This is a genomic window from Acidovorax sp. (genome assembly GCF_027492855.1).
Taxonomy (GTDB): Bacteria; Pseudomonadota; Gammaproteobacteria; order Burkholderiales; family Burkholderiaceae_C; genus Acidovorax.
In genome coordinates, this window is the sequence record NZ_JAPUDY010000051.1 from 116,885 (window position 1) to 136,478 (window position 19,594).

Here is a 19,594-nt window from a genome sequence, read left to right on the forward strand (position 1 = left end):
CGCGGCAGGCTGTCAGGCACGCAGGTTCTGGGCCACAGGGGCAAACGAGCGCCGGTGATGGATGCAGGCGCCATGCTCGCGCAGGGCCGCCATGTGCACGGCCGTGCCGTAGCCCTTGTGCCCCGCAAAGCCGTACTGCGGAAACTCGTCGTGCACCTGCTCGCACCAGCGGTCGCGGTGCACCTTGGCCAGGATGGAAGCCGCCGAAATAGCGGGCACCAGCGCATCGCCCTTGACGATGGCCTCGGCCGGTACGTCCAGCAACGGCAGCCGGTTGCCATCCACCAGCACCATGACGGGCTTGAGCCGCAGGCCCAGCACGGCGCGGCGCATGGCCAGCAGGGTGGCCTGCAGGATGTTGAGGCGGTCGATTTCTTCCACGCTGGCCTCGGCAATGCTGCAGCACAGCGCCTTGGCGCGGATCTCGTCGTACAGCTTTTCGCGGCGCGCCGGGGTGAGCTTCTTGGAGTCGGCAAGGCCCGCAATCGGGTGCAGGTCATTCAGGATGACGGCGGCGGCCACCACCGGCCCCGCCAGGGGGCCCCGGCCAGCCTCATCCACACCGGCGACCAGGCCGGGCGGGTGCCATGGCAGGCAGGCCTGCTCAGGCGGCAGCGGAGAGGATTTTCTGGATCGCATCGGCAGCCAGTTGAGGGGTATTGCGCAGCAGGCTTTGGTGCAGCGCCGTAAAGCGTTGCTCCAGGGCCGTGATTTTTTCAGGATGGTTGCGCCTGGCGTCCAGCCACTCCAAGGTGGCCGCGCACAGCGCCTGCGGCGTGGCGGCGTTCTGGATCAATTCGGGCACCACGAACTCGCGGCACAAGATGTTGGGCAGCCCCACCCAGGGCTGCAATTGCTTGCGGCGCATGAGCCACCAGCTCAAGGGATGCATGTGGTAGCCGATCACCATGGGGCGCTTGAACAGCGCGGCTTCGAGCGTGGCGGTGCCGCTGGCGATCAACGTGGCATCGCAGGCAGCCAGCACGGTATGCGACTGCCCGTCAATGATCTGCACCGCTTCTCCCAAGCCAGAGGCCTGCGCCGCCTGCACGATGCGGTCCCGCAAGGCTGGCACGGCAGGCACTATCAATTTAATAGCTGGTCGCGCTTGTCGAATAAGCGCAGCAGCCTCAAAAAAGGGTCGAGCGATGTATTCGATTTCGGATGACCGGCTGCCCGGCAGGATGGCCAGCACCTCGTCCGAATCCTGCAGCCCAAGCTGGGCCCGGGCCACGGAGCGGTCGGGCACCATCGGAATCACCCCCGCCAGGGGATGGCCCACGTAGGTGGCCGCTATGCCGTGCTGCGCCAGCAACTCGGGCTCGAACGGGAAAATGCACAGCACATGGTCTGCGCTGCGGCGGATTTTCTCAACCCGGTCTGCGCGCCAGGCCCAGATGGACGGGCATACGAAGTGCACCGTCTTGATGCCCGCCGCCCGCAAATCGGCCTCCAGCCCCAGGTTGAAGTCGGGCGCATCCACGCCGATGAAAACGTCAGGGCGGTCTTGGAGCAAGCGCTCGCGCAGTTGCTTGCGAATGCCCAGCAGCTCGCGCAAGCGGCGCAGCACCTCCATGCTGTAGCCATGCACCGCCAGCTTGTCGCTGGGCCACCAGGCGGCAAAGCCTCGGCGCGCCATCTGCGGGCCACCGATCCCTGAGGATTGCAGGCCCGGCCAATGGGCCTGCATGCCGTCGATCAGCAGGCCGGCGAGCAAATCGCCCGAAGTCTCGCCCGCCACCATGGCGACGCGGGGGGATGTATTCATGGCGCCCCCTCAGCGCGCAATGCCGCGCGTGGAGGCATCCAGGAAGGCCAGCGCCAAAGCAATGTCAGCGGCGGCTTCCGGGTGGGCTGCGGGCAATTCAGCCATGGCAGCGCGTGCGGCTTCCAGCGTCAACCCTTGGCGGTACAGCACGCGGTGCATCTGCTTGATGCCCGCTATGCGCTCTGCCGAGAAACCCCGGCGGCGCAAGCCGACGATGTTCAGGCCGCGCACCGACAGCGGATTGCCGTCGACCAGCATGAAGGGCGGTACGTCCTGCGATACGGCACTGGCAAAACCGACCATGGCATGGGCACCGATCGATACGAACTGGTGGATGCCTGTGAGCCCACCAATCGTGACCCAGTCGGCAAGGTGGACATGGCCCGCCAACGTGGTGTTGTTGGACAGCGTGGTGTGGTTGTCAACGCGGCAGTCGTGCGCGATGTGCGTGTACGCCATGATCCAGTTGTCGCTGCCCACGCGGGTAACGCCACCCGCCCCCGGCACGCCGAGGTTGAAGGTGCAGAACTCGCGGATCACGTTGCGGTCGCCGATGATGAGCTCGGTCGGCTCGCCCGCGTATTTTTTGTCTTGCGGCACCGCGCCCAAAGACGCGAACTGAAAGATGCGATTGTCCACGCCGATGGTGGTGCGCCCCTCGATCACGCAGTGCGCACCCACCGTGGTGCCTGCGCCGATCGACACATGCGGGCCGATCACGGCATAAGGCCCTACCGTCGCTGATGGATCAATGCAGGCGCCCGCCTCGACGATGGCAGTGGGATGAATGTTGCTCACGGTCCAACAGGTTTGAACAGGGTTGGTCTGTCAGCCCACGCTGCGCATGGTGCACATGAGTTCAGCCTCGCAGGCCACTTCTTCGCCCACGCTGGCCACACCCTTGAACTTCCAGATGCCGCCGCGCACGCGATCGATGGTGATGGTCAGAATCAGTTGGTCGCCCGGCTCCACGGGGCGCTTGAAACGGGCGCCGTCGATACCGACAAAGTAGTAGATGTTGTTTTCATCGGGCACCTTGCCCATGGCATCAAAAGCCAGCAGCCCGGCCGCTTGGGCCAGGGCTTCAAGGATCAGCACGCCGGGCATCACGGGGCGCCCAGGGAAATGCCCGCCGAAGTAGGGTTCGTTGAAGGTGACGTTCTTGATCGCCTTGATGCGGGTGTTGCTCTCCAACTCGATCACCTTGTCCACCAGCAGGAAGGGATAGCGGTGGGGCAGTTGCTTGAGAATTGCGTGAATATCCATCATCGAGTTGTTCTTCCGTTCATGCTGCTTTGAGGGCCTGCTCCAGCGCCTTGATGCGCTCTCGCAAGCTGTGCAGTTGTTTGAGTGTTGCAGCGTTCTTTTCCCAGCGCGCATTGTCGTCGATGGGAAACATGCCTGTGTACTGGCCAGGCTGGGTCAGCGAGCGGGTAACGACCGTGGCCGCAGAAATATGCACGTTGTCGGCCAGCTCCAGGTGCCCCAGCACGATCGCACCGCCCCCCACGGTGCAGTGCGCACCAATGGTGGCGCTGCCCGCCACGCCCACACACCCGGCCATGGCTGCGTGTTTGCCGATGTGCACGTTGTGGCCGATCTGGATCAGGTTGTCGAGCTTCACGCCGTCTTCGATCACGGTGTCCTGCAGCGCGCCACGGTCGATGCAGGTGTTGGCTCCGATCTCTACATCGTCGCCAATGCGCACGGCTCCCAGCTGCTCGATCTTGACCCACTGCCCCTTCTCAGGCGCAAAGCCAAAGCCGTCGGCCCCAATCACCACGCCCGCATGGACAATACAGCGCGCGCCGATGCGGCAGTCCTCGCCCACCGTCACGCGCGACTTGAGTACAGTGCCTGCGCCAATCTGCGCGCCACGCTCGACCACACACAATGGGCCGATGGTGGCCGTAGGGTGCACCTGCGCCGCCGGGTCCACCACCGCACTGGGGTGAATGCCCACGGGCCGCGCGGGCGCATTGCGCTGCCGCCACAACTGGGTGGCCCGCGCAAAGTACACATACGGGTTGTCCGCCACGATACACGCGCCCCGCGCCAGCGCCACGTCACGCATGGCTGGCGCCACAATGACACAGGCCGCCCGGGAGGCGGCCAGTTGCTGCTGGTAGCGGGGATTGCTCAGGAAACTGAGGTCCCCTGGGCCAGCAACCTCCAGTGGCGCGATGCGGGCAATGGCGGTGTCACGCGCCCCCCCCTCCAACGAGCCGCCGAGCGCATCAACAATGTGCCCGAGTAGCAAGCCGCTCACACGCCACCTGTCCGCACAAGCTTATTTGGCGCCAGCAGAGGCATTCAGCGCCTTGATCACCTTGTCGGTGATGTCATGCTTGGGGTTGATATAGACGGCCTCTTGCAGGATCACGTCATATTTTTCAGCCTCGGCCACTTGCTTGACCACCTTGTTGGCGCGCTCCAGAACTTGGGAGAGTTCTTCGTTCTTGCGGGCGCTGAGGTCTTCCTGGAACTCGCGGCGCTTGCGCTGGAAGTCACGGTCCTGGTCCACCAACTGGCGCTGGCGCGTGGTGCGCTGGCTCTCGGCCATGGTGGGGGCTTCGCGTTCGAATTTTTCCGTGGCCGTTTTCAGCGTGTTGCCCAGATCGACCAGTTCCTTCTCACGGCGGGAGAATTCCTGCTCCAGCTTCGCCTGCGCGGCCTTGGCGGTGCTGGCCTCGCGGAAGATGCGATCGGTGTTGACGAAACCGGCTTTGAACTCTTGTGCTTGAGCAGGGGCCGCGACGGCGATGGTGCCAAGCAGCAGGGCCAAAGAGAGATGGCGAGAAAAGGATTTCATTAGAAAGACGTTCCGATTTGGAATTGCAGTTTCTGGATTTTATCGCCGGCAAACTTGCGCACCGGCTGCGCAAATGCCAAACGCAGCGGGCCGAGTGGCGAAATCCAGCTCAAACCCAGGCCCACGGAGGCACGCATGTCACTGAAGGTGACTTTATCGTTCTCTCCGTACACATTGCCCACATCGACGAAAGTAAAGACGCGCAGAGTGCGGTCGTTCCCTGCGCCTGGGAAGGGTGCAATCAGTTCAGCATTCAAGGTGACCTTCTTCGGGCCGCCCAACGAAGCGCCCGTCACGTCACGCGGCCCCAGCGTGCCCTGCTCGAAGCCACGCACCGAGCCCAAGCCCCCCGAATAGAAGTTCTTGAACACCGGGAACGGACGGCCGTTCATGCCCTTGCCATAGCCCAACTCGCCGTTGAAGGCGACGGTAAAACGCTTGTTGAGCGGCACGTATTGTTGGTACTGGTAGTTGCCTCGCACATAGCGTGCATCCCCCGCCACCGACCATTCGGAATTCAGACGCTGGTAGCGGCCCGAGTTGGGGGCCAGGGCGCTGTCCCGGTCGTCGCGCGACCAACCCACCGTGAGGGGAATGGAGGTGCTGCTGTAGCCGAACTTGTCGGCATAGTGCAAATAGGTGGCTGGAATATTCGTTCCGGGCCTGATCTTGGTCTGCTCCAGGCCACCACCGAAAAACACGGTGTCGGTTTCGCTGAACGGAATCCCGAACCGCGCCGAAGCACCTGTGGTGACCAGCTGGTAGTTACCGCCCTGGTCTTCATACGGCTTGTCGGTGCGGTAGTACACGTCCAGCGTGCGCGAAATCCCGTCGGCCGTGAAATACGGATTGGTGGTGCTGAACACCAGCGTGCGGCGGTATTTGCTGGTGTTGACGTCGATGCCGAGGTAGTTGCCGGAACCGAAGATGTTCTCCTGCTTGATACCGAACGAGAGCGATGCCTTTTCCGCGCTGGAGAAGCCCACACCCATCTGCAGCGAGCCCGTGGGTTTTTCGGCCACATTGATCACCAGGTCCACCTGATCGGGAGAGCCAGGCACTTCCTGCGTCTCGACATTGACCTCGGTGAAAAAGCCCAGGCGGTCCACGCGGTCGCGCGACAGGCGAATCCTGTCGCCGTCGTACCAGGACGCTTCGTACTGGCGGAATTCACGGCGAATCACTTCATCGCGTGTGCGGTTGTTGCCGCTCACGTTGATGCGGCGCACATAGGCGCGGCGCGCGGGCTCGGCCTGCACCACGAAGTTGACGCGGTTATTTTCGCGATCGATTTCCGGCACGGCCTCGACCCGCGCGAACGCAAAGCCGAAACGGGCAAAGTACTCAGAGAACGCCTTGGTGGTTTCCGTCACCTGGTCGGCGTTGTAGGGCTCGCCGGGGCGGATGGTCACGAGCGACTTGAACTCGTCTTCGCGGTCCAGGTAGTTGCCCTCCAGCTTGACGCCCGACACCACAAAACGCTCGCCTTCGGTGACGTTGACGATGATGGAGATGTCCTGCTTGTCCGGCGAAATCGCTACCTGCGTGGAGTCCACACGGAACTCCAGATAGCCGCGTTGCAGGTAGTACGAGCGCAGCGTTTCCAGGTCGGCATTGAGCTTGGCGCGCGAGTAGCGGTCGGACTTGGTGTACCAGCTGAGCCAGCCGCCCGTGTCCTGGTCGAACAAGCCCTTGAGCGCGGATTCGCTGAAAGCCTTGTTTCCCACGATGCGCACTTCCTTGATGCGTGCGGGTTCGCCCTCCACCACGGTGAAGGTCAGGTTCACACGGTTGCGCTCGATCGGCGTCACCGTGGTCACCACTTCAGCGCCATACAGGCTTTTGTTGATGTACTGGCGCTTGAGCTCTTGCTCGGCCCGGTCGGCCAGCGCCTTGTCATAAGGGCGCCCATCCGCCAGGCCCACATCGCGCATGGCCTTTTTGAGCACGTCCTTGTCAAATTCACGGGCACCCGCGAAGTCCACGTCGGCAATGGTGGGGCGCTCTTCCACCACCACCACCAGCACGTTGCCACTCGCCTCCAGGCGAACGTCCTTGAACAGGCCAAGCCCGAACAGGGCGCGGATGGCGGCAGCACCTTTTTCGTCGTTGTAGTCATCACCCACGCGCAGGGGCATGGATGCAAACACGGTGCCGGGCTCCACACGTTGCAGGCCTTCGACGCGGATGTCCTGCACCTTGAAAGGCTCCAGGGCCCATGCCGCATTGGCGGCAAAAACCATGGCTGCAACGGCCGATGCGGTACGCACGCCCAGGCGATTGATGTGTTTTTTCATGAATGAAGCTGGAGCCGCCCTGCAATGCAAGCGCGGCAAAAGGTTAGCCAAAGAGCCGGGTGATATCGTTGAACAGGGCTATGGACATCATGAGAAGCAGGACCGCAACGCCTCCACGCTGCAGACGCTCCATCCACGCATCCGACACTCCCCTGCCCGTGATACCCTCCCAAAGATAATACATCAGGTGCCCACCGTCCAAGACAGGCAGCGGCAGCAGGTTGAGCACGCCCAAACTTACGCAGATCAGTGCGAGAAAAACAAGGTACTGGGTCAGGCCCAGGCTGGCCGAGCGCCCCGCGTAGTCGGCGATCGTCAAAGGGCCGCTCAAATTCTTGAGGGATGCTTCGCCAATGACCATGCGCCCCATCATGCGCAGCGTCAGGATCGACACATCCCAGGTCTTGACCAGGCCACCCCAGGCGCCCTCCAGCACACCGTATTCGACCGTGACGAACTCCGGTGCGGCACCCACGTAGGCACCAATACGCCCCACGGTGGCGCCCGGCTCCGGCTTGGCCTCGGGCAACACGTTCAGCGTGAGCGACTGCCCGGCGCGGTCAATGCGCCATGCCTGCTCCAGGGGTTCGTTGCCCCGCATGGACTGGCGGATCAACTCACGCAGTTGCTGCCCGTCCACCACGTCGGTGGTGCCGATCTTGAGCACCACGTCGCCCTGGCGCAAGCCTGCGCGGGCTGCTGCCCCATCGGGCATGACCTCACCCAGAACCGGGCGCGTCCACGGGCCCAGAATCCCGATCTTGCGAAACAACTGCGCATCGGCCTCACGGCTGTCGATCTTGGACATGTCCAGCAGGATTTCACGGTGCGCAGCACCCGCCTGCGGCTTCACATCCAGGCGCACAGTCTGCCCTTCGAGCGCCCCACGCGTCAGCAGCCAGCGCAGATCCTCAAACGAGCGGACAGGCTCCATGTCGTCCGAGCCCAGCGCGGCGCGTTCAACCAGTTCTCCGCCCCGCAGGCCCGCAGCCTGCGCCACGGAGCCCGCCACCGGGCTGGCCAGCAGCGCGCGGGGCTCTTCGACCCCATTCCAGTTGACGATGGAGTACAACAACACCGCCAGCAGCAGGTTGGCCACCGGCCCCGCCGCCACGATGGCCGCCCGCGAACGCAGAGGCTGGGTATTGAAGGCCAGATGGCGCTCTTCGGGCGGCACGGGCGCCTCGCGCTCGTCCAGCATGCGCACATAGCCCCCCAGCGGGAAGGCGCCCAGCACGAATTCCGTGGACGAACCCTTGGGCTGCCAGCGCAGCAGCGGATGGCCAAAGCCCACCGAAAACCGCAGCACCTTCACGCCACATGCCACGGCCACTCGGTAGTGCCCGTACTCATGCACCGCAATCAGAAGGCCGAGGGCCACGATGAAGGCAACGAGGGTCAACAGCATGGGCAGATGATTCCGTGAGTGGAGCGCAAAAATACTCAGGCCGCCAGTCGGCCTGCGGCATGCTCTGCGGCATGACGGGCCTGGGTGTCCAGATCCAGCAGCGCCTCAAGCGAATCCGGATTGGAGGGCGACACCGCATCCAAAGTTGCAAGGTTGACCGCATGAATATGGTCAAAACGCAGGCGGCCAGACAAAAACGCGCCCACGGCCACCTCATTGGCAGCATTCAGGACGGCGGTCGTGCCTTCAGTGGCCTTCAGCGCCTGCCAGGACAGGTGCAACCCAGGGAAACGGATGGCATCGGCGTCTTCAAACACCAGCGCACTCAGCGTCGAAAAATCCAGTTTGCTCGCACCGCTGGCAATTCGCTCGGGCCAGGCCAGGCCACAGGCGATGGGCACGCGCATGTCCGGCGTACCCAACTGAGCAAGGATGGACGCATCCTTGAACTGCACCATCGAATGGATGATCTGCTGCGGATGGATCACCACCTTGATCTGGTCCGGGTGCAGATCGAACAACCAGCGTGCCTCGATCACTTCGAGCGCCTTGTTCATCATGGTGGCCGAATCCACCGAGATTTTGCGGCCCATCGAAAAATTGGGGTGCGCGCAGGCTTGGGCCGGGGTGATCTCGGCCAGGGTCGCGGGATCGCGCTGGCGAAACGGCCCGCCCGATGCAGTGAGCAAAATGCTGTCCACCCGATCGGGCCAGGTGCTGGCGTCTTCGGGCAGGCACTGGAAGATGGCGGAATGCTCGCTGTCGATGGGCAGCAGCGTGGCACCGCCCTGCCGCACCGTCTGCATGAACAGCCCGCCGCCCACCACCAGGGCCTCCTTGTTGGCCAGCAGCAACCGCTTGCCCGCGCGGGCGGCAGCCAGGCAAGGCGCCAGGCCAGCAGCCCCCACGATGGCGGCCATGACGGCATCCACCTCTGCATGGGATGCTATCAATTCAAGAGCATCTTGCGCTTGAAGAACAAGCGTCGGAAGGTTGTTTGCCTTCAATTTTTCCGCCATAAGCGCCGCATGGGGCGCACTGGCCATCACGGCGTAACGGGGACGGAACTGCGCGCACTGCGCAAGCATCAGATCCACTTGCGTGGCCGCACTCAAGGCAAACACCTCGAAACGGTCCGGATGGCGGGCCACCACGTCGAGCGTGCTGGTGCCAATGGAGCCGGTGGAGCCGAGGACGGTGAGTCGTTGTTTCTTCATCATGGGGTCGTCAGGCTCGTGAGCATCATGGCCAAGGGCAATGTCGGCAGCAAGGCATCCACCCGGTCGAGCACGCCGCCGTGCCCTGGCAGCAGGCCGCTGCTGTCCTTGACGCCCGCGCTGCGCTTGATGAGCGACTCCACCAGGTCACCCGACACGCTCATGGCCACCATGAACAGTGTCGCGATCACCAGCAGCCACCAGCCCTGTTGCGCCATGCGGCTGTAGAAGCTGGGCACGGCCGCCTGCCAATGGGCATCGGCCGCCACCCAGATGAAGGCCATGGCCACCACGCCCGCCAAGCCGCCCCACACACCTTCCCAGCTCTTGCCGGGGCTGATGGAGGGCGCCAGTTTGCCCTTGGTGAAGCGCAGGCCAAAGGCGCGGCCCGCGAAATAGGCAAAGATGTCGGCCACCCACACCAGAAGCAGCACCGACAGCAGAAAATTGATGCCCACGTTGCGCGCCTGCACCACGGCCAGCCACGCCAGCCACAAGGCCAACACCCCTGCCACCAGGCGCACGGCCGCAGGAATGCGGGGCCAGCCCGGCACACCGGCCTTGAGCAGCCAGGCCGTGGCCAGCACCCAGAGCCCGCCGCCCACGACCCAAAGTGCGGTCAACGGACGATCCACCCAACCCAAGGCCCAAGACCCCGCGCACAGGGCGACACATGCCGCGCCCACCGCGACCGAACCCGCCTGGCCAAAACCGCTCAGGCGGCCCCACTCCCACGCGCCAGCGGCCATGAGCACCAGCACCACGATGGTGAAGGGCACGGTGGATGGGTAAAAAAGCGCCGGCAGCAAAATAGCCAGCAGGACCAGGGCTGTGATGACACGCTGTTTGAGCATGGGGCCTTTCAGCCCGGCATCGGATGGGGATGCGCGGACAGGATCTGTGCGGAGGTTTTGCCAAAACGGCGCTCGCGGCTGCCGAAGGCGGCAATCGCCTCGTCCAGCGCCGACTCGTCGAAATCCGGCCACAACCGGTCACTGAAAAAGAACTCGGAGTATGCGGCCTGCCACAGCAGGAAGTTGCTGATCCGCATTTCGCCCCCGGTGCGGATCACCAGATCCGGGTCGGGCACATGGGCCATGCCCATCGCGCCATGCAGGCTGGCCTCGGTGATGGGCTCGCCGCGCGCGGCCAGTGAAGCCGCAGCCTGGGCGATGTCCCAGCGGCCGCCGTAGTTGAAGCACACGTTGAGCACCAGCCGGGTGTTGTCGGCCGTGGCGGCCTCTGCTTGCGCAAGGCCATCCCGCACCTTGGGCGACAAGCCTCCACGCTCGCCCACGAAGTACAGGCGCACGCCGTCCTTCTTGAGCTGCGGCACTTCGCGCGCCAGCGCCATGGCCAGCAGCTCCATGAGGCCGGAGACCTCATCGGCCGGGCGGTTCCAGTTTTCGGAGGAGAACGCAAAAACAGTCAGCACACCCACGCCGCGCTGCACGCAGGCGCGTGCGCAGCGGCGCAGTGAGTCAACCCCTTGTTTGTGGCCCGCTAGGCGCGGCAAAAACCGGCGCGTGGCCCAGCGGCCGTTGCCATCCATAACGATGGCGATGTGGTGTGGCACCACCGGAGATACGGGCATGTGAACGTTCAAGCCTTCAGGGCTTAAACCGCCATGATTTCCTGCTCTTTGGCGGTCACCAGCGCATCGATCTCGGCGATGTGCCTGTCGGTAAATTTCTGCACGTCGGCTTCGGCACGTTTCTGGTCGTCTTCCGACGCCAGCTTGTCCTTGACCAGTTTCTTGACGGATTCGTTGGCATCGCGGCGCAGATTGCGCACGGCGATCTTGGCGCCCTCGCCTTCGGTGCGGGCCAGCTTGGTCATTTCCTTGCGGCGCTCTTCGCTCATGGGAGGCATGGGCACGCGGATCAAGTCGCCCATGGAAGCCGGATTCAGGCCCAGGTCGCTTTCGCGGATGGCCTTTTCGATCTTGGCGCCCATGCCCTTTTCCCAGGGCTGGACGCTGATGGTGCGCGAATCGATCAGCGCCACGTTGGCTACCTGGGAGAGGGGCACCAGGGAGCCGTAGTACTCGACCTGCACCGTATCGAGCAGCGCGGGATTGGCGCGGCCGGTGCGGATCTTTTGCAGGTTGTTCTTGAAGGCCGCGATGGATTGGTCCATCTTGGTCTCTGCATTTTTCTTGATGTCGGCAATCGTCATGTTTTCTCCTCGGGGCCGACCTGCATCCAGTGCAGGCCCGTCCATCGTCGTCGTCAAGCGTAAACCAGCGTACCTTCGTCTTCACCCATCACCACGCGCTTCAAAGCGCCGTGTTTGATGATGGAAAACACCTTCACCGGCAGCTTCTGGTCGCGGCACAGGGCAAACGCGGTCGCATCCATGATGCCCAGATTGCGGGACATGGCCTCGTCAAAGCTCAGCTTCGTGTAGCGCGTGGCCGTGGGGTCCTTCTGGGGGTCGGCAGTATAAACGCCGTCCACCTTGGTGGCCTTGAGCACCAGTTCGGCACCGATCTCGGCGCCGCGCAGGGCCGCCGCCGTGTCGGTAGTGAAAAAGGGGTTGCCCGTGCCAGCCGCAAAGACCACGACCTTGCCCTCTTCGAGGTATTGCAGCGCCTTGGGGCGCACATAGGGCTCAACCACCTGCTCGATGGCGATGGCGGACATCACACGGGCCACCAGGCCTTGCTTGTCCATGGCGTCGGCCAGGGCCAGGGCGTTCATCACGGTGGCCAGCATGCCCATGTAGTCGGCGGTGGCACGGTCCATGCCGACCGAGCCGCCCGCGACGCCACGGAAAATATTACCCCCACCGATCACCACCGCCACCTGCACGCCAAGGCGGGTGACTTCGGCGATCTCCTCGACCATGCGCACGATGGTGGCACGGTTGATACCGAAGGCGTCATCCCCCATCAGCGCCTCACCAGACAGCTTGAGCAAGATGCGCTTGTGGGCTGGTGCGGCGTTGGACATGGGAAATTTCTCCGGTAGGTGGTGCAGGGCTTGGGTGGGGTTGTTGCAGGGAACGATCAGGCAGCGGCCTTGGCGGCAGCCACTTGGGCAGCCACTTCGGCGGCGAAGTCGTCCACCTTCTTCTCGATGCCTTCGCCCACCACGTAGAGCGTGAAGCCCTTGATGGTGGTGTTGGCGGCCTTGAGCATTTGGGCCACGGTCTGCTTGCCGTCAGCGGCCTTCACGAAGACCTGGTCGGCCAGCGAGACTTCCTTGAGGTACTTCTGCACGGCGCCGTCGATGCGCTTGGCGGTGATTTCGGCGCTTTGTGCGGGCTTGCCAGCAGCTACCAGCTCCTTGTTGGCTTCATCAGCCTTGCCTTCAGCGACCGAGCGCTCCTTGGCGATCAGGTCGGCAGGCACGTCGGCGCTGGTCAGGGCCACGGGCTTCATGGCGGCCACGTGCATGGCCACGTCCTTGGCGGCAGTGGCGTCACCTTCAAACTCGACGACCACGCCAATGCGCGAACCGTGCAGGTAAGCCGCCAGGTTGGAGCCGCTGAAACGCTTGAAGCGGCGGAACGACATGTTCTCGCCGATCTTGCCGATCAGGCCCTTGCGCACGTCTTCCAGCGTGGGGCCGAAGCTGTCTTGTTCGTAGGCCAGTGCACCCAGGGCAGCCACGTCAGCAGGGTTGTGCTCGGCCACCAGCTTGGCGGCGGCGTTGGCCAGTGCGATGAAGCTGTCGTTCTTGGAGACGAAGTCGGTTTCGCTGTTCACTTCGACCAGGGCGCCGGTAGTGCCGTTGATGAAGCTGGCGACCACGCCTTCAGCGGTGACGCGCGAAGCGGCCTTGCCAGCCTTGGTGCCGAGCTTGACGCGCAGCAGCTCTTCGGCCTTGGCCATGTCGCCGTCGGCTTCCGTCAGGGCCTTCTTGCATTCCATCATCGGGGCGTCGGTCTTGCCACGCAGTTCGGCAACCATGCTTGCGGTAATTGCAGCCATCTTTATTCCTTCAGTGTTCAGTTCAGTGGGTTCAGATTCGGGCTAAAAAAAAGGGGGCTCACCAGGGGCCCCGCTTTTGTTCGCGACGGATCGCGCAGCCGGGTATCAGGCGGCGGCTTCTTGCACTTCCACGAATTCGTCGGTGCTGCTTTCGGCGGTGGCGGCCTTCACGACTTCGTTCACGGCGTTGGCACGGCCTTCGATGATCGCGTCAGCGATACCACGGGCGTACAGCGTCACGGCCTTGGCCGAGTCGTCGTTGCCGGGGATCACGTAGTCGATGCCTTCGGGCGAGTGGTTGGTGTCAACCACGCCGATCAGCGGAATGCCCAGCTTCTTGGCTTCGGCCACGGCGATCTTGTGGAAGCCCACGTCGATGATGAAGATGGCGTCAGGCAAAGCAGCCATGTCCTGGATGCCGCCGATGTCCTTTTCGAGCTTTTCGATTTCGCGGGAGAACGTCAGTTGCTCCTTCTTGCTCAGGCTGTCCAGGCCAGCTTCTTGCTGGGCCTTCATGTCCTTGAGGCGCTTGATCGAGGTCTTGACGGTCTTGAAGTTGGTCAGCATGCCGCCCAACCAACGCTGGTCCACAAAAGGCACGCCAGCGCGCAGGGCTTCGGTGGACAGGATTTCACGGGCTTGGCGCTTCGTGCCGACCATCAGGATGGTGCCGCGGTTGGCAGCCAGTTGCTTGGCGAACTTTTGGGCTTCCTGGAACAGTGGCAGCGACTTTTCCAGGTTGATGATGTGAATCTTGTTGCGATGGCCGAAGATGTAGGGGGCCATCTTGGGGTTCCAGAAGCGGGTTTGGTGACCGAAGTGGACACCGGCTTCCAGCATTTCGCGCATGGTAACGGACATAAAAATACTCCAAAGGTTAGGTCTAAAATCAGCCCCAATATTTGCTGCGCCGTGTTCCTCACGAACGCTGCAACACCTTGACAGGGCTGGTTTGCGATTGGTCTTGCCACAGCCGCAACACTCACGATGACTGCACGTTGCATGCACCGCTTGCGCCGCTACTTCCAGCAAAACCCAAAGATTCTAGCACACCATGCTCGCTGACCTGATCACCACTCGCGACCAACTGCGGGCCGGCACCACCACCGCGCCCGCCGAGCTGGAGCGCTGCATCAAAGCCGCACAGGCGCCTTCTAACACCCACAGTTTTGTGCGCACCCTGTTCGACGCGGCACGCACCACAGTGGTGCAGCGCGACCTGGCCCACCTGCCCCTGGCCGGGCTGGCGGTGTCGGTCAAGGACTTGTTCGACATCGCGGGCCAGGCCACCCCGGCAGGCTCCACAGCCCTGGCCGATGCCCCTGCGGCCGCGAAGGATTGCCCTGCGGTGGCCCGCTTGCGGGCGGCGGGCGCCAACCTGATCGGCCGGACGAACATGGTGGAATTCGCCTTCTCGGGCGTGGGCGTCAACCCCCACTTCGGCACACCAGCGGCGTGGGATGCACGCTTTGGCGCCCTGCCCGGCGCGCCACGCGTGCCGGGGGGCTCGTCCTCTGGCGCCGGGGTGTCGGTAGCCACGGGGGCGGCTTTCATCGGCCTGGGGTCGGACACCGGCGGGTCCATCCGGATTCCTGCGGCGCTCAACGGCATCGTGGGTTTCAAAAACACCACCCGCCTGGTGCCAACCACCGGCGCCGTGCCGCTGTCCACCACGCTCGACACCGCCTGCGCCATGACGCGCACCGTGCGCGACGCCATCGTGGTCCACGAGGTACTGGCCGCCCGGCGCGTCACGCGCAGCCTGGCGCCCCTGTCCCAATACCGACTCGCCGTGCCATCCACCCTGTTCCTGGACGGGCTGGACGCCACCGTGGCCCGCGCCTTCGAGCGCAGCCTGGATACCCTGCGCCAGGCCGGTGCACACATCGACACCATTGCCCTGCCCGCCGCGCTGGAGCAGCCCGCCTACGGCTTTGCGGCCCCCGAAAGCTACGCCTGGCACCGCGAGCTACTGCAGCGCGCGGGTGACTGCTACGACCCCCGTGTGCGCATGCGCATCGAAAAAGGCGTCACCCTGATGGCTTGGGAATATGTCGATTTGCTCCAGGCGCGCCAGCAATGGATCGCCCGGATGCTCGCCGACATGGAAGACTACGACGCCCTGCTGTCCCCCACGGTCCCCATCGTGGCGCCTGCCATTGCCGATGTCGCGCCAGCCAACGGCGCGGACAAGGCGCAGGACGCCGCGAGAGACGCCGAGTTCTTCCGCGTCAACAACCTGCTGCTGCGCAACACCAGTGTGGTGAACCTGCTGGATGGCTGCGCGCTGTCCCTGCCCTGCCACGTGCAAGGGGAACTCCCTGTGGGCATGATGGTCTGGCATGGCGCCCTGCGAGACGACACAGTGCTGAACGTGAGTCTGCAGATCGAGAAGTTGCTACAAATACAATAGCTACCAGCGCTTGACAATAAAGCGCTAGAGCCCAAAAATACCCATATTCATGAAGATTGCCATCGTGGGCGCCGGGATCATCGGCGTCACCACTGCGTACGAACTGGCCCACGACGGCCATGAAGTCACCGTCTTTGAGCAGCGCAGCGCCGCGGCCGAAGAAGCCAGCTTTGCGACGGCGGGCCTGCTCGCCCCCCACCTGCTCAGCCCCTGGGCCGTGCCCGGATTCGGCCATGTAGTGCGGCTGATGGGCCCCCAGGCCACGCTGCGCCTGGCGGGTGGGCTGACCCGCGACAACTGGGCCTGGCTGCGCCGCTGGCGCAGGGCCACACGTGCCAACAGCGCTCCGGCCGCCACCCTGGAGCGCTTGGCGCAATACAGCCAGGGGCGCCTGCAGGCCATTGCCAGCCAGCACGAACTCGACTTCGAAGCCAGCGAAGGGCGGTTGGTGCTGCTGCGCACCGAGCAAGAGCGCGCCCAGCTCCAACCCGCGTTGCAGGTGCTGCGCGACAGCGGCGTGGCCCTGTGCGAAATCGACGCCGACACGGCACGCCAGATCGAACCCGGCCTCTCGCCCGAGGCGCCGCTGGCAGGCGCCATCCACCTGCCCGACGCCCGCGCGGGCAATTGCCGCCTGTTTGCGCAGATGCTGCGCCAGGGCACCCAGGGCGCAGGCGTGCACTTTGTGTTCAACACCCGCGTCGAGCGCATCAGCAGCAGCCCCATCGGCGTGGCGCTGCAGGGCGAACCTGACTTGCGCCGTTTCGACGCCGTGGTGCTGTGCGCAGGCATGGCCTCGGCCACGCTGATGCCTGCACTGGGCCTGCACCTGCCGATGGCGGCGGTGTATGGCTACTCGGTCAGCGCGCCGCTGCGTGAAGCCACCCACGCCCCCCGCGCCAGCGTGGTGGACGCGGCCCAGCAAATCTCCATCACCCGCCTGGGGCAGCGCGTGCGCATTGCGGGCGGCGCCGAGCTGGCAGGTGCAGACGCCGAGCACCACACCGCTACCTTGCAGCGCCTGTACCGCACGCTCAACGACTGGTTTCCGGGCGGTGCACAACTCTCATCGGGCCTGCAGATCTGGCGCGGTGCCCGCCCCTTGCTGCCCGACGGCGCCCCCGTGGTGGGCGCCAGCGGCGTGCCTGGCCTGTGGCTCAACACCGGCCACGGCGCTAGCGGCTGGGCCCTGGCCTGCGGCAGCGCACGGGCCGTGGCCGACCTGATCGCCCAGCGCGAACCCGAGGTGTCGCTCGAAGGACTGGGGATGCGGCGGTTCTGAACCCCAGGGCTGCGGCGCACAATGGCGAGTGCACTGCCGCGCACCTCGCCCCATGTACCGCATCACCGCCCACCAGCCCCACCCCCTGTTCAACACCGCCGCCACGCGCCGCCTGGAGCGGGAGGCGGCCGCAGCCCTGCCACCACACACCCTGATGCAGCGCGCCGGCCTGGCCGTGGCACGGCTGGCCCAGGCCCTGGCGCCCCATGCCCGCACGGTGTGGATCGCCTGCGGCCCCAGCAACAACGGCGGCGACGGGCTGGAGGCCGCCATGCACTTGCAGCGCAGCGGCCGCCAGGTGGTCGTAACCTGGCTGGGCCACCCAGACACCGCCCCGGCAGACGCCAAAGCATCCTGGCAACGCGCCCAGGCCGCTGGCGTGTTGTGGGCCGATGCCGTCCCCGCTGATCTCGGCCCGAACGACCTGTGCATCGACGCCTTACTGGGCATAGGCGTTTCCTCATCGCCCAACGCACCTGCCCGCGAACCCGACGCACGGCTGCAAGCCTGCCTGCAGGCGCTGCAACACAGCCCCGCGCCGGTCTTGGCCGTGGACCTGCCCAGTGGGCTGGACGCCGACACCGGCCAGTTCGCACCGGGCTTTGCCCCTGGCGCCACAAGCCCCCACAACAACCACCACCCGCGCCCGGCGCGCCATACGCTGAGCCTGCTGACCCTCAAGCCCGGCCTGTTCACCACCGCCGGGCGCGATGCCGCGGGCCAGGTGTGGCTGGACGACCTGGGCGCAGCCACCGGGCACGAGCCCCCCAACGCCTGGCTCTGCGGCCCCGCGCTGGCAGCCCCCCGCGCCCACGCCAGCCACAAGGGCAGCTATGGCGACGTGGCCGTGGTGGGTGGCGAGGGCCTGGCGGCGCGCGGCATGGGCATGGCGGGCGCCGCCCTGCTGGCCGCATCGGCGGCGCTGCACAGCGGCGCGGGCCGGGTGCTGGTGGCTCTGCTCGACAACGGCCATCTTCAGCTCGACCTGGAGCAGCCCGAGCTGATGTTCCGCCGCTTCGAGGTCCTGGAGCTGGAGCAGCTCACCGTGGTCTGCGGCTGTGGCGGCGGGCAAGCCGTGGCGCCCGTGCTGCCCAAGCTCATCACCCGCGCGGCCCGCCTGGTTCTGGATGCCGACGCGCTCAACACTATCGCCACTGAAGCGGCCCTGCACGCGCTGGTGGTGGCACGCGGCCAGCATGGGCAGCCCACGGTCATCACCCCCCATCCGCTGGAGGCAGCCCGCCTGCTGGGCCTCACCACCGCCGAAGTCCAGGCCGACCGGCTGGGCGCCGCGCAGCAACTGGCGGACCAGTTCAACTGCGTGGCTGTGCTCAAAGGCTCAGGCACCGTGATCGCCGCGCCCGACCGCGTGCCCGCCATCAACCCCACGGGCAATGCACGGCTGGCCACCGCAGGCACAGGCGATGTGCTGGCGGGCATGGTGGGCGCGCACCTGGCCGCCGGTGCCAGCGCCCTGCGCGCAGCGAGCGAAGCCGTGTACCAACATGGCCAGGCGGCCGATGCCTGGCCAGCGGGCCAGGCGCTGACAGCCAGTGCACTGGCGCGGCACGTGGGCGGTTGATGGGCGGGTACCGGGAGTTACCCGAGCAGCGTGACCTGCCGCAGCGGCTTGAGCACACTCGATGGCGTCATGCCAAAGGTCTGGCGGAACATGCGGCTGAAATGCGCCGAGTCGGCAAAGTCACCATGCAGTGCCGCATCCGTCAGGCGCGGGCTGACCGCCAGCCCGGCCATGGCCAGCCGCACCTGCGACCACACGCGGTAGCTGCGCAGGCTCACGCCCATTTCGGCGCGGAACAAATGATTGAAGCGCGAAGCGGACAGTTGCGCCACAGATGCCAGCCCCGCCCGCGCCAGGCGCCCCTGCTCCTCTTGCGGGCGGCGCAGGAACTGCAGGCTGCGGGCCACGCGCGGGTCGAGCGGGGGGCCGGCCTCCAGCAGGTGGCAATGCAGAAGGGACGGTAGATCAAAGGCGTGTAGACAAGCGTCCATAGCGGCACGGGTGCGCACGGGCGCCGCCACATCCAGCAACACCCCGCCTTGCCGCTGGAAAATGTTGCGCAGGCTGCGCGCCTCCAGCGAATCCGGCTCCAGGTACACCAGCGCCACCACCTCGCCGCAAGGGTCGAACAGATGCTCCACGCCCGCATCCACCAGCGCGCTGTGGCAGGTCTCCACCCGCCCCGGCCCCCAGTGCAAAGCAAACCGGCCCGAGAGCCCCATCAGCAACACAGGCGATGCATGGCAATGCCAGCCCGTGGCCGGGATCTCACCCATATACAGCGCCCGGTCAGCGCCCAGCGTCAGGGTGTTCGTTCGCTGCGGCATAGCCCAAACCTACAAGTCTTGAAGCACGGCTCTCGGTAGCCTTGCCCGGGCCATGTGCGTGCCGCCAAGCACGGCGCGCTGCGGCAGGCCAACGCCCGCACGTCGCCCTTA

General features: G+C 65.1%; 19 protein-coding genes. 3 read left to right on the top strand and 16 right to left on the bottom strand.

Translation table 11 applies throughout. The annotated features are described in order from the left end of the window. Positions 1 to 12: 12 nt before the first annotated feature. The 15 genes from rnhB to rpsB all read right to left on the bottom strand — a co-directional run bounded on the left by rnhB (position 13) and on the right by rpsB (position 14,300). On the bottom strand, positions 13 to 639 hold the full coding sequence (gene rnhB / locus Q0105_RS10145; protein WP_298211355.1) for a ribonuclease HII: 627 nt from the start codon (positions 637 to 639) through the stop codon (positions 13 to 15). Next, positions 605 to 1,768 (bottom strand): lipid-A-disaccharide synthase, encoded by a 1,164-nt coding sequence (lpxB, locus tag Q0105_RS10150; RefSeq protein ID WP_298211357.1) that lies wholly within the window; start codon positions 1,766 to 1,768, stop codon positions 605 to 607. The genes rnhB and lpxB overlap by 35 nt, the downstream gene beginning before the upstream one ends. A gap of 9 nt (positions 1,769 to 1,777) precedes the next feature. Further along, entirely contained in the window at positions 1,778 to 2,566 is a 789-nt protein-coding gene (lpxA, locus tag Q0105_RS10155; RefSeq protein ID WP_298211359.1) for an acyl-ACP--UDP-N-acetylglucosamine O-acyltransferase, read from the bottom strand. Positions 2,567 to 2,596: 30 nt separating this feature from the next. Then, a complete protein-coding gene (gene fabZ, locus Q0105_RS10160; RefSeq protein ID WP_063459515.1) occupies positions 2,597 to 3,037 on the bottom strand; it encodes a 3-hydroxyacyl-ACP dehydratase FabZ in 441 nt (146 codons plus the stop codon). Positions 3,038 to 3,053: 16 nt separating this feature from the next. After that, on the bottom strand, positions 3,054 to 4,028 hold the full coding sequence (gene lpxD, locus Q0105_RS10165) for a UDP-3-O-(3-hydroxymyristoyl)glucosamine N-acyltransferase (protein ID WP_298211606.1): 975 nt from the start codon (positions 4,026 to 4,028) through the stop codon (positions 3,054 to 3,056). A 30-nt stretch (positions 4,029 to 4,058) separates the two neighbouring features. Then, the gene (locus tag Q0105_RS10170; protein WP_298211363.1) at positions 4,059 to 4,580 is read right to left on the bottom strand and encodes an OmpH family outer membrane protein; all 522 of its coding nucleotides are present in this window, start codon (positions 4,578 to 4,580) and stop codon (positions 4,059 to 4,061) included. Next, entirely contained in the window at positions 4,580 to 6,877 is a 2,298-nt protein-coding gene (gene bamA / locus Q0105_RS10175) for an outer membrane protein assembly factor BamA (protein WP_298211366.1), read from the bottom strand. Before bamA ends, Q0105_RS10170 begins: the two co-directional genes overlap by 1 nt. A gap of 43 nt (positions 6,878 to 6,920) precedes the next feature. Next, a complete protein-coding gene (gene rseP, locus Q0105_RS10180) occupies positions 6,921 to 8,285 on the bottom strand; it encodes an RIP metalloprotease RseP (protein ID WP_298211368.1) in 1,365 nt (454 codons plus the stop codon). Positions 8,286 to 8,320: 35 nt separating this feature from the next. Continuing rightward, complete coding sequence (gene ispC, locus Q0105_RS10185) at positions 8,321 to 9,502, bottom strand: 1-deoxy-D-xylulose-5-phosphate reductoisomerase (RefSeq protein WP_298211370.1); 1,182 nt, start codon at positions 9,500 to 9,502, stop codon at positions 8,321 to 8,323. Next, on the bottom strand, positions 9,502 to 10,356 hold the full coding sequence (locus Q0105_RS10190) for a phosphatidate cytidylyltransferase (RefSeq protein WP_298211372.1): 855 nt from the start codon (positions 10,354 to 10,356) through the stop codon (positions 9,502 to 9,504). The genes ispC and Q0105_RS10190 overlap by 1 nt, the downstream gene beginning before the upstream one ends. 8 nt (positions 10,357 to 10,364) lie before the next feature. Beyond that, entirely contained in the window at positions 10,365 to 11,096 is a 732-nt protein-coding gene (gene uppS, locus Q0105_RS10195) for a polyprenyl diphosphate synthase (protein ID WP_298211374.1), read from the bottom strand. A gap of 23 nt (positions 11,097 to 11,119) precedes the next feature. After that, positions 11,120 to 11,680: a ribosome recycling factor gene (gene frr / locus Q0105_RS10200; RefSeq protein ID WP_298211376.1), complete on the bottom strand. Its 561-nt coding sequence runs from the start codon at positions 11,678 to 11,680 to the stop codon at positions 11,120 to 11,122. A gap of 53 nt (positions 11,681 to 11,733) precedes the next feature. Continuing rightward, entirely contained in the window at positions 11,734 to 12,456 is a 723-nt protein-coding gene (gene pyrH, locus Q0105_RS10205; RefSeq protein ID WP_008906712.1) for a UMP kinase, read from the bottom strand. 56 nt (positions 12,457 to 12,512) lie between these two features. Beyond that, a complete protein-coding gene (gene tsf, locus Q0105_RS10210) occupies positions 12,513 to 13,439 on the bottom strand; it encodes a translation elongation factor Ts (RefSeq protein ID WP_298211378.1) in 927 nt (308 codons plus the stop codon). A gap of 105 nt (positions 13,440 to 13,544) precedes the next feature. After that, positions 13,545 to 14,300 (bottom strand): 30S ribosomal protein S2, encoded by a 756-nt coding sequence (rpsB, locus tag Q0105_RS10215; RefSeq protein WP_298211380.1) that lies wholly within the window; start codon positions 14,298 to 14,300, stop codon positions 13,545 to 13,547. Between the two features lie 193 nt (positions 14,301 to 14,493). On the opposite strand from rpsB, the gene Q0105_RS10220 reads away from it, so the two are divergent. From Q0105_RS10220 to Q0105_RS10230, 3 genes are read left to right on the top strand one after another with little or no spacing between them, the layout of a single operon-like run. Continuing rightward, positions 14,494 to 15,852: an amidase gene (locus Q0105_RS10220; protein ID WP_298211382.1), complete on the top strand. Its 1,359-nt coding sequence runs from the start codon at positions 14,494 to 14,496 to the stop codon at positions 15,850 to 15,852. Positions 15,853 to 15,901: 49 nt separating this feature from the next. Further along, positions 15,902 to 17,134, top strand: a complete 1,233-nt coding sequence (locus Q0105_RS10225; RefSeq protein WP_298211384.1) for an FAD-dependent oxidoreductase — start codon at positions 15,902 to 15,904, stop codon at positions 17,132 to 17,134. A 52-nt stretch (positions 17,135 to 17,186) separates the two neighbouring features. Next, positions 17,187 to 18,716 (top strand): NAD(P)H-hydrate dehydratase, encoded by a 1,530-nt coding sequence (locus Q0105_RS10230; RefSeq protein WP_298211386.1) that lies wholly within the window; start codon positions 17,187 to 17,189, stop codon positions 18,714 to 18,716. 17 nt (positions 18,717 to 18,733) lie between these two features. On the opposite strand, the gene Q0105_RS10235 is transcribed toward Q0105_RS10230, so the two are convergent. Next, positions 18,734 to 19,483 carry an AraC family transcriptional regulator gene (locus Q0105_RS10235; protein ID WP_298211388.1) on the bottom strand — a complete coding sequence of 250 codons (750 nt, stop codon included), beginning with the start codon at positions 19,481 to 19,483 and terminating at the stop codon, positions 18,734 to 18,736. Between the last annotated feature and the right edge of the window lie 111 nt (positions 19,484 to 19,594).